The following is a 15224-nucleotide window of genomic DNA, read 5'->3' as shown; positions in this document are numbered from 1 at the left end:
TATTCTATTTATTTTCTTCTAACCACTTACGCATAATTGTAAGCGTTTCTCTTGGGTATTTGCCGACCATGTCATTAATTGACTTAGCAGTATTATTACGCGCGAATATCTCAGCTTCCTGAATATCAATAACGTCTTTATCTTCATGACCTTCGGCAAGATTAGGAGCCTGCTCATCTAAAAGCTTTTGAATATTTGCCGTATCGTCAATATCAGTTTTAGCAAGCTCGAATGCTCTTAACGCAATTGGTCTTATTACTAACAATATTACTAATATAACAACAGCTGCTATTATAAATGTTTGTACTAGATTAGAAAACTCTTGTTTAAGCCAGTCTTTCATAGTTTGAGGCTTAAGTTCATTAAGATTCTGCGTAAACTGAAAATTGACCACCTCAATTTTATCGCCTCTTTTGTCATCAAATCCTACAGCAGACTTTACTAAGTTTTCAAAGTTTTGCAGTTCTTCCTGAGTTCTGGCTAAATAGCTAACTGTTCCCTTTATATCATCTACATTATATTGACCATCAACTGCGATGGCAATTGAGAGTTTTTTGATAGTACCTGTTTCACTAATATGATTACGCACTGTTTTAGAGATTTCATAGTTTGTAGTCTGATCTACTTTTTGAGACTGACTTTGACCAGCAACGCCATTAGTAGATTGTTGCGTATTGGGTAGATTGTTAGCCACAGAAACATTTGCCTGACCTCCTTCTGTGCTACTGTCACTTTCTGTAATTGACTGAAGAGATCTTACTACCTGACCATCAGGATCATATATCTCTGAGTTAGTGACAACTCTGTCAAAGTTAATATCAGCTGTAACCTGTGCCGTCACATGACCTTGCCCTACAGACCTTTCTAATAATTCCTCTATCTGCTTTTTTAGCCTCTTTTCAAAATTTATTCTAAAATCTTCTGCATTACTGACTATAGCAGCTTGTGAATCTTCATCATCATCCGCCGCTAGCTTAAGCGATCTGCCTTTAGCGTCAACAATTGTGATCATATTTGTTTCTAATCCTGGAACAGCTGTTGATACCAAATGAGAAATAGCGCTAATTTGCTCTTTTCCAATTGGATCTGTACCTCTAGTTTTTATCATTACAGATGCAGAAGGCTTTTGAACCTCACGGGAAAATAATTCTCTTTTAGGTACAACTAAATGAACCCTGGCACTTTCAATTTTAGCAATAGCTCCAATTGTTCTACTAAGCTCACCTTCTAAAGCCCTAACCAAATTAACGTTCTGAAGAAAGCTTGAAGTACCAATTGCATCTGCTTTATCAAAAATCTCATAACCAATTACAGAACCTTTATTAGGCAGCCCAAGTTCAGCAAGCTCCATTCTTAATCTAAGAACCTTATCTTCATCTACCAATACCTGGCTTCCGTTTCCTTTTACTTTATATTCTATATTGCGGTTTTCTAGTTCTTTGATGATCTCATAGCTATCAGCTAAATCTAAACTTGAATATAGAACGTCAAAGTTTTTGACTGAGTAAGCTATAATTAAATATCCAATACCTACTAATGACAGTAATCCCCCTACTGTAACCGCCATAATTTTGCCTGGCGACATAGAGCGGAAGAGTTGAAATAACGACTCCATTAAAAGGCCTCTGTGTAACAAAAATTCATATTAATTAATAGAATAATATTTAGGTGCTATTATAAAGGCAATATTAAATTTTTATTTTTTTTAAAATTATGTATTTTTGTAGGTTTTTTATAATGTATTGAAATACAAAAGATTTTAATATTGTTGCAAAAATAACACACCTATTAATAGAAAAAGTGCAAAAGGTAAAAAAATTATCTATTTTGTAGTACAAAAGTTGACATATTAATAATTATGTTACAAAGTTAATATTGTAAGCTAATTACATGGGCTAATTATTAATGGGGAAATTATGATTATGAGCGCCACAGCTAAAAAGCCTTCTAAGGCTAAAAAAATAGTTAAAGAAATGGTTGTTTCACACGTTAAAATGTCAAGCGACCAAGTTGTTAAAATGGTAGCAGCAGTAAAAGGATCTAGCGTAAGCAAAATCTCTTTCAAACACTGTCAAATCGGCGATAAAGCTGCAAAAGCTTTAATCGAAGCTATTATTAAAAATAAAATGAACGTTGACGTTGTTGATTTATCTCACAATACAATTACAAAAGAAGGCGTTAAAGCTTTAGTTGCTATTTTAGTTAAATCTAAATTAGTTAAAAAAGTAATGCTCACAGGCAATAAATCTGCTGGTAGAACTTCTATTGATGCTGCTGCAGAAATGAAAAAAATGGAAAAAGCTGCTAAAGCCGCTAAAGCTGCTAAAGCTAAAAAAGCTAAAAAAGCTCCAGCTAAAAAGAAAGTAGCTAAGAAAACAACAGCTAAAAAAGCTACTGCTAAGAAAACAGTTAAAAAAGTAGCTAAAAAAACAACAGCTAAAAAAGTAGCGGTTAAAAAGCCAGCTGCTAAAAAAGTAGCTAAAAAAACAACAGCTAAAAAGACTGTTAAAAAAGTAGCTAAAAAAGCTACTGCTAAGAAAACAGTTAAAAAAGTAGCTAAAAAAACAACAGCTAAAAAAGTAGCTAAAAAAGTAGTAGCTAAGAAACCTGCTGCTAAAAAAGTAGTTGCTAAAAAAGTAACTGTTAAAAAAGCTAAAAAAGTTACACCACTCAAAAAGTCTGTAACAAAAATCAAAAAACCAGCTGCTAAAAAAGCTACAACAGGATTAAGCGCTTTAGACGCACTTAAAACTTCATCTTTCATGAAGCCAGCTCCTGTTAAAAACAGCATTGGTAGCATCTTCAAAAGCGGTATGTAATACATAACCTTTTTAAAGATTTTAAAAAAGCGGCTATTAAGCCGCTTTTTTAATTTATACCAGACTGAGAATAGCGAGATCTATTTGCTCTAAAGTTCTCTTCTTTCTCTGTAAAACTTACATCTAGAGGCATAGTTTTACTTTCATAATTACTAACAGCGTCAATAGCAGAAGATCTGATTAAATTCTCGTCTATATTAGCATCTTTAGAAACCCTCTCATAATCCATGCAGAGCGCCTCGTAATACCTTGTACGTAAGATAATGTATCTATAAATATTAGTACCAAGATCAATACCGAATTCCTGCGTCAAATAGTGCCTGACTACTAACTTTAAATTTGAGTAACTACATGTCGGCTTTAAAAGCTTCTTAGGGAAATGATGAGGTTCATATTTAAAATTCTCAAGATTATCATTATAATAAGTTTCATTTTTAATAGCATTTTCTACTAATAACTGCCTTTCTTGTTTTGTAGAATTTTTTAACTTATTTAAAAAACTTATAGTATTTGCTTTATTCATTTCCATATAAGGCAGATATACACGGTCTGTAAATTGCTCATGGTGCAACGCAAGCATACCTTTGTCTAAAAAAGTTATATGAAATCCATCACATGATATTTTATCAACAGCTATGTATAGAGCATGCCCTGGAATATCAATACAATAATTGTTATTTTTCTTATTTAAATTTTCTATAATAAAATCATCAATATTTCGTACAAATGTTACTAAATCCTTTAATTTGGACTTTATAAACATCAAGTCTCTGGGGTTTCTCTTAGAAAATTTTCGTATTGACCAAATTAACCAATCCTTAGAAATTTTTGCGTAATTACCAGAATCATCATGATAAACAAGCTTATTACCAAGTGCATGGTGCATCCTGTATAAACTGCGAGCTTTTTCAAGCTCTTGATTATCTTTTAATAAATCCATAGCCACATATTCTTTATTATCGCCTTTGTTAACGATTATTGCGCTAAAAACAGGTTTAAATCCATTAAAACCACTAAGGTGATAAAATATGTTAAAATTATAGCGTTTTAAAGTTTTTACAAACTCAATATTAAAGTTCTGCAAAATTGTTTTAATAACTGGCTTATTTGTTGTTAAAGAAATAACATCTGGATTAGCGCCATTAGCCAGTAAAGCTAATAATTTGTCCTTATCAGCACTTTCTGCTGCATAGTAAATAGGGTAATCTTTGCTAAAAGTTGGCTGGTTAATATTTAAGTTGTACTTTTTAATACAATGCTGAAGAAATACTGGATTAATTCTTTCATCCCTTATTAACGCCACTAAAAATGAATGTTTGTTATATATCTCTTTATGAGCAAAGTCTGGCCTTATTTCTAATATTCTACCAATTAATTCATAGTTAGCTTTAGTTATTGCTACAAATAACATTTCGGCAACCATAACATCGTATTTTAGCATCCCATCAATAACATATTGATTTTGTAATAGTCTATATACCATCTCAGATAATTTACTTGTATTATTCTCACGTTTAATAAGCTCTGGTATCTCAAGATACAAATTCGTAGTGAAAGAAATTTCTGAATTACTGATTATTTGACAAAGCACAAAGTTCATATCAGCATATTTAGCTATAAATTTACCTATATTAATATTTTCAATATATGCTGGTATTACAAGACCAATATTATTAATATTTCTAATAATTCCATAATAATTGTGACGCAAACTAACCGCAATCATAGCATCGTTAAGTGATAATTGAGTATACGCATTATGTTTTACAATTGATCTAATCGAAACAATTTGATTCTTATCTAAATTTCTTAGATGAATCATTAAATCTTCATCCGATAAATTGTTAAGATAATCAAAATATGAAAGTTTATAAATACTTTGACCGAGCATAATAATAGCACTTTGTAATGTTAAACCAACAAAGTTATTAACATAATTTTAACTTTTTTGCAATATAAATTAAGTACAATGACGATTTAATTGGGAAACTGTATATTTTTCAGAGTTTTATACGTTTTTTGGATAGAAGTTTTTTAATGTAATTTTTGAACTTTTTCAAGTAATAAAATCTTGGAAGGGTAATTTTATTACGATATTTACGGTTTGCTAGCGTTTCAAATGCTCTAATACAACCAGGGATCACCTCGGAGTAATAATATTTGTATAAATTGGGTGTAAATAGCCGTGTTTCGTTTTTACCCCACTTTATAACCTGCTGTGGAACCCGTGCTAAAGCCTCTACGCAGGCAATAGCCTCTTCCTCTTGCTTATTGCTTCTAGAGTATACATCTGCCTTTGGTTCGAGGTTAAATAGCATATCACTTATCATTGTGTCTATTAGATGTGCGGCAAACTTATGCTTGACCATAAATTTATCAATAACATTAAGTTTAACAGTACTTGCCTTTAAGCAAAACTTCATTCTGCGGAATTGATATATTAACCATGAGAAAAATATGGTAATCCAGCCTTTTTTTACTTTTATAAAAAACTTATAATTTTTTTCTGCTTCTAACAGCTTATCTAAACCAATAATCTTCAGCTTTCTTTCTAAGTCCTTCACATGTTGTATGTCGCGTCTTCTCATTTCCGATACTTTAGGATCAGGTCTTGAGCCAAAAGCAAATGCTGAATACCTGCCGATTTGCCTTCCAATATTATCACGCTTAATGTCTGAAAAATGCCCCATTTCCTGAGCGCCAATAATCATCATTCTTGCTAAAGCTGGCTTTCCATCACCAAATGTTGGGTTTTCTTTATCTGTTTCACCTAATGGATCTCCCCCGCACGATATAAAAATCGCACTATCTATTCCGTCTGTTGACTGCATACCAGAATTATCACCAGAAGACTTCCATGTTGGAATATCAAGCATCTCGCCAATTGAATGTCCATAAGTTACAAAAAATTCAACTCCATCAATCAGAATAAGCTGAAGTACAACTGGGTGAATAGTCTGGGCAAGAATTCTGGCAATTTTGATCTCAATACTAGGATCTAAAGGAACTAGTTTATCTATCTCTTTTTTAAGTAAAACAATAGTTTGCTGGGTTTTTGCAAGCGCTCTGTCTTTATTCCCAAATTTACGAAACCATAAATTATAAATAAATTTTTGTGTACGCTTTATAAGTGCTGCATCATTAATTTCTCTAACTGAGAATGCCAGAGTAATGTATAGCTCTGGAATAGTAAGCTTTATACAGTTTGAAGCAGGATTTGCATCAATTCTAAGACGACCAGATTTTACAATAGCCTGAGCCAAAAGCTCTAGCTCGGGGTAAAGTTCATCACCCTCTAAAATTGGATCTTTGTCTGTTAAGTGATATATACTAACCATTCAAACTACTTATTTTATCTGCCCTTCACCAGATTTTATCATAAATTTATGCTAAAATAAAACAAAGTTTTACTATACAAGCGGTCAAAAAACTTATATAAGTATATACTTAAATTTTAACATTAGAAAAAGTTAATTTAATAAGAAATGTACCCTTATCCCAAATCATATAGTCCTTTACTTACATTATCAGATCATACGCCGCTAGTTTATAACACACATCAAATCGCTGGCAATATATTTACATGGAATATTTTGGTTCAGGGCAGATTTAATCAACGCAATCAGTATTTTAACAATGGCTTTGGAATTATTGAAAGCTCCGACGAATATCATATTAGATTAAAATATGTAGCTAAAGAAATCGCAGATTTTGCTGAGCAACATAATATAGGTATTTTAACCTTACAAGAAATGCCTAAATCTAGTGAAGACATATATTATTTTATGGATTTATTAGAAGAGAATTTAAATGCTACTAAGCACCAGTACAGGATACATAAAGACTTTTTAAATCTTCCTCAGGGAAATTTTTTAGTTTTTGATAAAGAAAGATTTTCTGCTCAAAATATTACATCAGATTTTCAGGATAATATTGAGCTTATTGAACAAAATAATAATTACCAATATTTTGAAATTCAAAATCTAGAAAAACAAACGAAATTTGCTTTGATTAATGCTCATTTCTACTGGCACGAACCCATGTCGAGGGAATTTTTCAATTCAGTTACCGATATTAGAAGCATCATCGAATCTGCTGAAAACTATAGTGACATTAGCTCAGTTATAATGTGTGGTGACTTTAACTTAGATCTTGATTCTACCGATCTTTCAAGGGATTATGCGGTTTATACAGTACGTGATACTACGCTTGCGCACAAATATGATAGAAACATTCAGGTACTAGAAACAGTTGATGGATTTGTTGCATATACAATTCCTAAGTAATGATTGCATGATATTTATTAATATTGCTAAACATGGTTGATCCAGAAAAACTTGAACCTGAAATGGATTGCCACGGAATGCGCTGCATTCCTCGCAATGACCGTAACCGAAACTCTGAACCTATGCAGCAATGACAAGCGGCAAATTCCGTCACCGATACTACGAACTTCTACAGCAATGACTGTCAGCGATAATATGAAACCTATGCACTATCTTAAACAAACTTTAGCTGTCTTCTCAGCCAAGAAAGTAATCCATAAATTTAAAATAAAGAATAGCGCAAACTTGCCCCATCCAGATTGCATTGCAGCTGGTAATATTGTATAAATCATTGCAAAGGTTACAATACCTGCGCCGCCTATTACAAGCTTAATCACTGTCGATTTTACATGTAAATTTGAGCTTATATTCAGATAATAACCAATTGTAGCGCCAAATAATGCACCGAATGCTACATATAAATGACTTTGGAACTCCTTCATGCTATAGCTGAGCATTATTGCTATAAATATTAGCACTATCCCCATAATAACCGAGGAAGTTGCCCCTTTAAAACTAGTATTGTAAATTTTAAATAGTATTATCGTAATTCCACCAAATCCAATTGATGCTAATACATCAACAATGGAATGATAACCTTTATATACTAAGCAGCACCCAACTAATGCAATCATTAAAAATGCCACAGCTTTGAGTAACTTATTTTTATATTGCACTGCCAGAGCTGTCCAGAAAATAAAGGCAAAGTGCATGTGACCACTTGGGAATGCATATCCGTCTTTAAATGAAAGCGGTACTTTAAACTGATATTTTAAGAAAGTGTTATATACCATTGTAAAAGTTATAAGCATTATGATATTAGCAAATATTCTTTTATTTAATGCCAAATATCCTACCGCACATGCAGGTACTATAAAAATTTCTTTAGTTGTTTTTAAAATTATATCCGCAAATAAATCTAATATCATTAACTACTTTGCTCCAGCTTGTTTTTTGAATTTTTCATAATATATGGCATTTGACTTGCTGCAAAAGCAATCGTCATTGGCAACATTCCAAAGACTTTAAAATTAACCCATATATTTTCATCAAAATTTCTCCAAACAATTTCATTCGCTACAGCCATAGTTATAAAAAACATCATCCATCTTTTAGAAAGAGCAATCCACTGCTCTTCGCTCATTTCAAAAGCAGACCCAAATAAATACTTTATAAATCCTTTACCTTTAACTATTCCTACTAACAAAGCGATAGCAAATAAAAGATTTAAAAATGTTGGTTTGAGTTTTATTAAATTTGGGTCATTACTTAAATATGAGAACAGAGCAATACCTATTAACATTGCAGTAGATATTAACGGTACTATATTCATCTTTTTTTCAATTTTATAATTGATTAGCAATGAAACAACTGAAGCAATTGAAATACCCATCGTTGCGATTATCATATCGTATGTTTTATATAGAACAAAAAAGGTAACAAGGGGGAAAATTTCGTTCAAAATTTTTAAAAAACTTAACATTTTATTGTATTAAACTCTTAACTATATTATTATATTTTAAATATGTACAGAATACAGCTGTTTAGTAATCTTGCAAGTAATAAAAATGGTGAAAATTGAATTTGGTACAGCATTAATTAAGAGTTTAAAATCCGGATACAATCTTAAGGATTTTAAGTCCGATGCTATTTCAGGATTAGTTGTATCACTGGTTTCTCTCCCTCTCGCTATGGCGCTCGCAATAGCAGTTGGACTTAATCCTTCTTATGGCGTTTACACAGCTATGGTTGCAGGATTTTTTGCAGCCTTACTTGGCGGCTCTAAAACACAGGTTAGCGGTCCTACAGCAGCATTTGTAGCAATTCTTGCTCCGATATATACGAAATATGGAATTGAAGGGTTAATCACTTCACAATTTATGGCTGGAATTATTGTAATATTTATGTCGGTATTTAGGCTAGGCAAATATATGAAATATATGCCGCACAGCATAGTCTTAGGTTTTACTACTGGCATAGCTATTGTTATTTTTGTAATATCATTAAAAGATTTCTTAGGATTTAACTTACCTAAGTTTGATGGATACTTATATTACCGACTGAAAACTTTATTGAGTAATATAAATACTATAAGCTTAGCTGATATGACAATTGGACTTACTACCTTATTGTTAATCAGATTTTGGCATCGAATACCTTTTATAGTTTTACAAAAGCTTCCTTCAATTGTTGGGGCAATTTTTATAACTAGCATTATCAGCTATATCGCCATTAAAAATGGATATGATATTAAAACTATTGAAAGTACATTCTCATTTATAGAAAACGGTATAAAAATATCTGGCATACCTAATAAACTGCCAGATTTCTCAGGAAACTTAATAATAACAGATAGTAATATGATCGTGCAACTTCTGCCATCAGCTTTTATGGTAGCATTACTTGCTTCTCTTGAGTCTTTATTATCGGCTAGAATGGCGGATAGCTTAGCTGGGACAAAACATGATTCTAACAGTGAATTATTCGGCATAGGATTTGCAAATTTCATTTCCAGTCTTTTCCAGGGAATGCCCGCAACTGGAGCTATTGCAAGAACTGCGACAAATATTAAGTCTGGGGCAAAATCACCAATATCATCCATGATTTGCTCTTTATTAGTAACTTTATATGTCCTCACATTTGCACATATTATAGATGACATTCCAATGGCTGCGTTATCTGCCGTTCTAATAAACACCGCAATCAATATGATAGAAATCAAAGAAATTAAAACTGTTCTAAAGTCAGGACTTAAGGAAGATAGTATTGCATTAATCGTAACTATTGTACTTACTGCCACTACAGACATGATAATTGGCGTAGCTTCAGGTATGGCTACAATTTTACTACTAAACCTAAAGCATTTTAAAGAAAAGTCGTACTCAAAAATTGAAGGACAAACCCTTCAGTTAACAGGTGATTTAACTTTTTCAAATTTTGATAATATATTTACCAGTAAATTTACAAATTTAAATCAGTCAAATATTACAATTGATTTATCTAATATTGGGTATATTGATTTATCAAGTATTAAACAGGTAGAATATTGTATTGAAAATAACGAGAAAAATATTAATATTAAAGTTAAAGCCAAAGATAAAATAAAAAAACTTATAGAAGGACTTACCAATCTTTCTAAAGAGCGATTCATTTAAAGGTAAAAATTATGTCTGATAATATTATTTTAGAAGAAAACAGGTTGGTTAAGGCGCTAGGGGCGCTTGAGACAACTATCGAAAAAATAATAGCAACCTCATTTAAAAAAGGTCAACTATCAGCATCTGACGAACTAGTAAGGTTACAAGAAGAAAATCAACTTCTTAAAGAGCGCGTAGAAGAGCTAGAATCGCAAATTGAGTATGAAAAGAGTGAGCGCCAGGAAATTGCATGTGAAATTTCCAATTCAATCAAACAATTAGATTTACTTATAGCAGCGAGAAAAAAATGAGCATAGTCAGTGTAAAAATTAAAGGGTCAAATTACAACCTTTCTTGCGGTGATGGTGAAGAAGAACAATTACTTGAACTTGCTAAAAAATTTGATAGCCGCCTAACAGAATTATCTAAGGCTATGCCACGCGCCAGTGACAGCATGCTTTTTGTTATGGCTGGCATTTTAATGGAAGATAAGATAAGAGATCTGGATAACATATTGAAAGATAAAGTGAAATTTGGTGATACTGACGGTGATAGCTTAAATAAATCTGCAGAAATTATGGCTGAGTACATAGAAAACCTTGCAGAAAAGCTAGATAAAATGTATACATAGTTTTGGGGCTGCTTGGTAGGTTGTGTAAGTATTTCCCGAGACCTATGATTTTTTTATGGGAGCTGTCCCTTGTAGATGCTGTTGGCACTACAATATGGCACCCACCTCAAACAAAAAGGTTTGTTGAGGATCTTATTAATAACCGCCGAAGTGGTTCCGCTCATCGGCAAGATTGTAGAGGATAAAAATGTCTGATAACAATAGAAAAGATGAACTATTCTTCGCTAAAGTATCAGAAAAATTCCCCGATTATGATAAAGCTGCCCTCACCGAAATAATGGAAATCCTTAATAATAGCGACTCTAAAGAGCATGAGAATGCTATTATTATTATGATAGATAAAATTCTTCAGGAATTGTCAGAGCGTGGTATAGACCATGGCTTAAGCATCTTAAACGTTCAGGAACGCGTAGATTTAGAGCAGGAAATCAATAAAATAGTTAACAAACTTCGACAAGAAGGCAAAAATGTTGAAGGTGAAGACGTTGTCAAACTCTTAATCGGCATGATACATAAAAAGTTTCGTGAGAAACACGAAGACTTACTTAAAGATGATGATAGAATGCTTACAAAAGAGCAGAAACGTGCTTCTAAAGAACACAAAAAGCACCTTTTAGAAATGGCAATCTACGAATTCTATAAATTTATACATCCTCAAGCTATTGCAGGTGAAACCGCTTTAGAAAACTTTATTAATAACATGGTAATAGGTGGGCTTCAATATGCCATGAAGCATGAAGCTAAAACACAAAATATTGATAAATCATTTGCTAAAGATATGGATAATTTGCATAAAGATTACCACAGACAACTTGACCAGCACAATACATCGAAAGGTGGTCAAGGTCTGGGTATGTAGTTTTATTTATTTTGCATAGAAATACGTTGTTTAAAAATAGAATCAGCCAATGCATATTTTACTTGAAAATCTATATAATTATCAAGGTTCTGATTGCCACTTACAATAAACCCATTTTCAGATGTAAGTAACTTTTCCTTTGTACTCATTATATTGGCATATCTAACTTTTTCTGCCCATGTATATATATTTTCGACCATTTCTTCTGCCTTTTGTATATTGATTTCCATGAATTTATTGAATGCAGTCTCGATGATATTTTTACTTTTCATTAGACAGTTAACTTCATCATTTGAACCAACAAAATTAGATTTTTTTGCCCCATTTAATAATAACACTAATACCAATTCAATATTACCTGTGACAACAGCTAAATCAATCGGTCTATAGCCAGCATAATTAGGTCTATCAATTTTAGCAGCATTTTGTATTAAAATTAGTGCAATTTCATATAAGTTATTATATGCAGCATAATGCAAGGCAGCAAAACCCCCTTTTGATTCGATATTGACATCCGCACCAGCTTTTATTAAACTTTTGACTGCTTCTATATTATTATTTATTACTTCATAATGTAATGGTACAAAACCCTTTTCATCAACACTATTGATTGGCATTATAATTCCTTTTTTTACTAAATTATTAATTATTCTTTTTTTCATACTAATTACTTCTCTAAAGATAAGCCTTGAATATATTGCTTTAATTTGTTTTTAATAACTGCATCATATATCACATTGCCACTTAGTAAATATCCATGCTCAGGAGTGATTTCGTTTTCAAAATTACCCAAAAAATTTTCTCGCATTTCTATTTTCATCCTACATGATAAATTTAGATGCTTAAAATCAGGTAAAAGCTTTTGATTATATTGAATGACTAAGTCTAATATAACATCAACATCTTCTGCTAAGTTAAAATAATTAACTAATTCTTTATTACGTGTCTCACATTTATGTTTTGATGGCGTCATACCATTTATCAGAAGCATAGCAACAATAAAATGACTACCGTAAATGGTTGCTATATCTAATAAACTGTAGCCTTGTTCGTTAGTAACCAATAAATTTGCTTTTTTTGAAATTAGTAAATAAGCCGACCTAAAACTATTATTACGAGCAGCAGCAAACATTGGTGTTTCCTGGTAAAATTTATCTAAATTATTTGGAACAGGTAGCCTGTCTAAAATATCAGGATTTGTTCCGCTTTCCAGCAAGTAAAGTGTTTCATGAAAATTATCAAAAATTACAGCCTGATGTAGCCCTGATTTCCCTGTATTTTCAGCAAGTGCATTATTAAATAACGGCTTTTCTACTACAGATGCTTTCATATAATTTTCCAACATAAATTTTTCTTATTTTAATTAAACTTAGTAACCATAATCAATATCAAGAATTGCAGCATATGGCGTATTTACATCAATTTTGTCATGAGTTGTTAAAATATCAGCGTCTAAGTATTTATGCTCAAATAAATTTTTAACAGATTCTCTTTGATAATGTTCATTTACACCTGATTTATAATAATCATTTAGAAATGCTACGACCTCTTTTCCTGAAAACTTTAGATTACTAAAATCTACATTAGCATGGTCATATTCATATTTAAAAATGATTTTATCCAGCCACTTCATGGAATTTTTATCTTCATAATTTCTTGAGTACAATAAATCACGAATATTAAGATTTCTTGGTTCAAAGATACATTGTAATATTATAATAGTACTTATAAAGCAGAAACTGACAAAAGATTTTAAATATCCCGATAGCCAATCTGCGATAGTACCTGATGAATAGAACACCCCCTTACCAAAACTTAAGTGAGTATAAGTTGGATCTGCTATAAATTCTTCTAATTTTTTATAATGATAGTCTCTGTCTGGTACATAAAATGTTAAAAAGTTCGTTGCCATATTTATACTTAAAAATTAATTATAAAGTTGTGTATAAATATTATTCATTTAACCCTTAGTCAAGTGTTAAATAGGTTTTTATATAGCACCTAGGCGTCTTAACATAATTTCCGCTGTCATTTTTTCGCCAATTTTGCGTGATTTTGCTTTAACAATAACAGGCGATTGGTTATCAACAACAAGCTGTATTTCAAACTCAGGGTCGTGATCGGGTCCTGACTTAGATACAATGCTATATTGCGGTATAGGCAAGCCCATTTTTTGAACCACTTCCTGAAGTAATGTTTTGGAATCTCTTGGAGGGACACTATTTTGAATTACTTCATCAACAAACAATTGCTCTACCATTGCTTTAGCTACGGCAAATCCATTATCAAGGTATATTGCACCAATTACTGCCTCTAAAGCATTTTCAAGGTTACGCTTATTTTGTCGGCCACCGCATTTCTCTTCACTTGTTGAAAGTATTATCATTTCATCTACTTTCAATTTTTTCGCAATTTTATATAGAGTTTCAGTATTAACAAGAGCAGCACGACGCCTTGCTAAATCACCCTCAGATTCATCAGGGAAGCGATTAATTAATTTATGGGTAACAACTAAGTTAAGTACACTATCACCTAGAAATTCTAGTTTTTCATAGTTTTTAACACCCTGCTGCATACTTCCAACGCTGGCGTGGGTTAGTGCGATCACTAAAGAATCAATATCAGCAAAATCTACTTTTAATACTTCTTTAGCCCAGTTTTCTACTTTTTGCATAGATTTTTTTAGCCTTATCTAACTTGTAAAGTTGCACCCTTAATATTATTTTATACCCTAAATTAATCTATAATACTCAACAACCTTTTAAATCTGATCGATTTTGGCCATTCCCAAATATGCCAGAAAGATCCTGAAATTGAGAAGAAAACAATTTTGGCCTTACCTACTAAATTTTCACTAGGTACAAACCCAACATCTCTTCGGCTGTCGTTTGAGGCATCACGGTTATCTCCCACAAAGAAATAATGCTCTGGTGGAACCGAAAACTCTCTTGTATTATCAAGTGGTCCATCGGGGTCTAAATCTAGAGTCTCAAAAGACTTCTCCCCAATTGTTTCCTTGAAAACCTGTACATCTGCATATTCTTCGTCAGAATATTTTCCTATGTACTCTCTTGGAACTTTTTGATCATTAACATATAATAAGCCGTCTCTCATTTGAATACGATCACCAGGCAAACCTATAACACGTTTAATAAAGTAAACATTATCATTTTTAGGGAATTTAAATACTATAACGTCCCCTCTTTCAGGAGAAGACTCAAAAACTCTACCTTCAAATAATTTTGGCGCAAACGGCAAAGAGTGCCTACTGTAACCATATGGATATTTAAGTACAAAAATAAAATCGCCAATAAGCAATGTAGGTTTCATGGAAGGCGACGGAATTTTAAACGGCTCGATAACAAATGAACGTATAAAAAGGGCAGCAATCACTGCAAACAGCAATGATTTCACGTTTTCTGATATTACCTTTTTATATCTTTTAGACATTTA

The 15224-nt window shown here is 32.2% G+C and carries 16 protein-coding genes and 1 other RNA gene; 7 read left to right on the top strand and 10 right to left on the bottom strand.

Annotated elements, in window-relative coordinates; all coding sequences use genetic code 11:
• Positions 1 to 4: 4 nt before the first annotated feature.
• Positions 5 to 1615: a flagellar M-ring protein FliF gene (locus BGO27_03145; GenBank protein ID OJV13592.1), complete on the bottom strand. Its 1611-nt coding sequence runs from the start codon at positions 1613 to 1615 to the stop codon at positions 5 to 7.
• 301 nt (positions 1616 to 1916) lie between these two features.
• On the opposite strand from BGO27_03145, the gene BGO27_03140 reads away from it, so the two are divergent.
• Positions 1917 to 2819, top strand: a complete 903-nt coding sequence (locus BGO27_03140; protein OJV13591.1) for a hypothetical protein — start codon at positions 1917 to 1919, stop codon at positions 2817 to 2819.
• Between the two features lie 49 nt (positions 2820 to 2868).
• Here BGO27_03140 and BGO27_03135 read toward each other — a convergent pair whose 3' ends face one another.
• Positions 2869 to 4710 (bottom strand): hypothetical protein, encoded by a 1842-nt coding sequence (locus BGO27_03135; protein ID OJV13590.1) that lies wholly within the window; start codon positions 4708 to 4710, stop codon positions 2869 to 2871.
• Positions 4711 to 4819: 109 nt separating this feature from the next.
• On the bottom strand, positions 4820 to 6121 hold the full coding sequence (locus BGO27_03130) for a hypothetical protein (GenBank protein OJV13627.1): 1302 nt from the start codon (positions 6119 to 6121) through the stop codon (positions 4820 to 4822).
• A gap of 183 nt (positions 6122 to 6304) precedes the next feature.
• Here BGO27_03130 and BGO27_03125 point away from each other — a divergent pair, with 183 nt between their 5' ends.
• Positions 6305 to 7105, top strand: coding sequence for a hypothetical protein (locus BGO27_03125; GenBank protein ID OJV13589.1), 801 nt, complete (start codon positions 6305 to 6307; stop codon positions 7103 to 7105).
• Positions 7106 to 7314: 209 nt separating this feature from the next.
• On the opposite strand, the gene BGO27_03120 is transcribed toward BGO27_03125, so the two are convergent.
• Positions 7315 to 8073 (bottom strand): hypothetical protein, encoded by a 759-nt coding sequence (locus tag BGO27_03120; GenBank protein ID OJV13588.1) that lies wholly within the window; start codon positions 8071 to 8073, stop codon positions 7315 to 7317.
• Positions 8073 to 8627, bottom strand: a complete 555-nt coding sequence (locus BGO27_03115; GenBank protein OJV13587.1) for a hypothetical protein — start codon at positions 8625 to 8627, stop codon at positions 8073 to 8075. The genes BGO27_03120 and BGO27_03115 overlap by 1 nt, the downstream gene beginning before the upstream one ends.
• A gap of 85 nt (positions 8628 to 8712) precedes the next feature.
• Between BGO27_03115 and BGO27_03110 the strand changes: the two genes are divergently transcribed.
• The 5 genes from BGO27_03110 to BGO27_03090 all read left to right on the top strand — a co-directional run bounded on the left by BGO27_03110 (position 8713) and on the right by BGO27_03090 (position 11771).
• Positions 8713 to 10299, top strand: coding sequence for a hypothetical protein (locus tag BGO27_03110; GenBank protein OJV13586.1), 1587 nt, complete (start codon positions 8713 to 8715; stop codon positions 10297 to 10299).
• A gap of 11 nt (positions 10300 to 10310) precedes the next feature.
• The gene (locus BGO27_03105; protein OJV13585.1) at positions 10311 to 10592 is read left to right on the top strand and encodes a hypothetical protein; all 282 of its coding nucleotides are present in this window, start codon (positions 10311 to 10313) and stop codon (positions 10590 to 10592) included.
• Positions 10589 to 10912 (top strand): hypothetical protein, encoded by a 324-nt coding sequence (locus BGO27_03100; protein ID OJV13584.1) that lies wholly within the window; start codon positions 10589 to 10591, stop codon positions 10910 to 10912. The genes BGO27_03105 and BGO27_03100 overlap by 4 nt, the downstream gene beginning before the upstream one ends.
• A 2-nt stretch (positions 10913 to 10914) precedes the next feature.
• Positions 10915 to 11073, top strand: a non-coding RNA gene (gene ssrS, locus BGO27_03095) — 6S RNA.
• A 26-nt stretch (positions 11074 to 11099) separates the two neighbouring features.
• A complete protein-coding gene (locus BGO27_03090) occupies positions 11100 to 11771 on the top strand; it encodes a hypothetical protein (GenBank protein ID OJV13583.1) in 672 nt (223 codons plus the stop codon).
• Positions 11772 to 11773: 2 nt separating this feature from the next.
• On the opposite strand, the gene BGO27_03085 is transcribed toward BGO27_03090, so the two are convergent.
• The 5 genes from BGO27_03085 to BGO27_03065 form a co-directional block, all read right to left on the bottom strand.
• Entirely contained in the window at positions 11774 to 12433 is a 660-nt protein-coding gene (locus tag BGO27_03085; GenBank protein ID OJV13582.1) for a hypothetical protein, read from the bottom strand.
• Positions 12434 to 12438: 5 nt separating this feature from the next.
• Positions 12439 to 13101: a hypothetical protein gene (locus tag BGO27_03080; GenBank protein OJV13581.1), complete on the bottom strand. Its 663-nt coding sequence runs from the start codon at positions 13099 to 13101 to the stop codon at positions 12439 to 12441.
• A gap of 39 nt (positions 13102 to 13140) precedes the next feature.
• Entirely contained in the window at positions 13141 to 13683 is a 543-nt protein-coding gene (locus BGO27_03075) for a hypothetical protein (protein ID OJV13580.1), read from the bottom strand.
• Between the two features lie 78 nt (positions 13684 to 13761).
• Positions 13762 to 14445, bottom strand: coding sequence for a ribonuclease III (locus BGO27_03070; protein ID OJV13579.1), 684 nt, complete (start codon positions 14443 to 14445; stop codon positions 13762 to 13764).
• Positions 14446 to 14507: 62 nt separating this feature from the next.
• Positions 14508 to 15221 (bottom strand): signal peptidase I, encoded by a 714-nt coding sequence (locus tag BGO27_03065; protein ID OJV13578.1) that lies wholly within the window; start codon positions 15219 to 15221, stop codon positions 14508 to 14510.
• Between the last annotated feature and the right edge of the window lie 3 nt (positions 15222 to 15224).

The sequence above is a fragment of the Alphaproteobacteria bacterium 33-17 genome (assembly GCA_001897445.1).
Classification (GTDB): domain Bacteria; phylum Pseudomonadota; class Alphaproteobacteria; order Rickettsiales; family 33-17; genus 33-17.
Note: the sequence above shows the minus strand (reverse complement) of the source record. Positions and strands in the feature narration are given on the sequence as shown.

Bases quoted from the DNA above. Each gene is read 5' to 3' on its own strand.
- BGO27_03080 (OJV13581.1), bottom strand. From the start codon at position 13,101: ATGAAAGCATCTGTAGTAGAAAAGCCGTTATTTAATAATGCACTTGCT.
- BGO27_03140 (OJV13591.1), top strand. From the start codon at position 1,917: ATGATTATGAGCGCCACAGCTAAAAAGCCTTCTAAGGCTAAAAAAATA.
- BGO27_03135 (OJV13590.1), bottom strand. From the start codon at position 4,710: ATGCTCGGTCAAAGTATTTATAAACTTTCATATTTTGATTATCTTAAC.
- BGO27_03070 (OJV13579.1), bottom strand. From the start codon at position 14,445: ATGCAAAAAGTAGAAAACTGGGCTAAAGAAGTATTAAAAGTAGATTTT.
- BGO27_03065 (OJV13578.1), bottom strand. From the start codon at position 15,221: ATGTCTAAAAGATATAAAAAGGTAATATCAGAAAACGTGAAATCATTG.
- BGO27_03120 (OJV13588.1), bottom strand. From the start codon at position 8,073: ATGATATTAGATTTATTTGCGGATATAATTTTAAAAACAACTAAAGAA.
- BGO27_03115 (OJV13587.1), bottom strand. From the start codon at position 8,627: ATGTTAAGTTTTTTAAAAATTTTGAACGAAATTTTCCCCCTTGTTACC.
- BGO27_03110 (OJV13586.1), top strand. From the start codon at position 8,713: ATGGTGAAAATTGAATTTGGTACAGCATTAATTAAGAGTTTAAAATCC.
- BGO27_03085 (OJV13582.1), bottom strand. From the start codon at position 12,433: ATGAAAAAAAGAATAATTAATAATTTAGTAAAAAAAGGAATTATAATG.
- BGO27_03145 (OJV13592.1), bottom strand. From the start codon at position 1,615: ATGGAGTCGTTATTTCAACTCTTCCGCTCTATGTCGCCAGGCAAAATT.
- BGO27_03125 (OJV13589.1), top strand. From the start codon at position 6,305: ATGTACCCTTATCCCAAATCATATAGTCCTTTACTTACATTATCAGAT.
- BGO27_03075 (OJV13580.1), bottom strand. From the start codon at position 13,683: ATGGCAACGAACTTTTTAACATTTTATGTACCAGACAGAGACTATCAT.
- BGO27_03100 (OJV13584.1), top strand. From the start codon at position 10,589: ATGAGCATAGTCAGTGTAAAAATTAAAGGGTCAAATTACAACCTTTCT.
- BGO27_03090 (OJV13583.1), top strand. From the start codon at position 11,100: ATGTCTGATAACAATAGAAAAGATGAACTATTCTTCGCTAAAGTATCA.
- BGO27_03105 (OJV13585.1), top strand. From the start codon at position 10,311: ATGTCTGATAATATTATTTTAGAAGAAAACAGGTTGGTTAAGGCGCTA.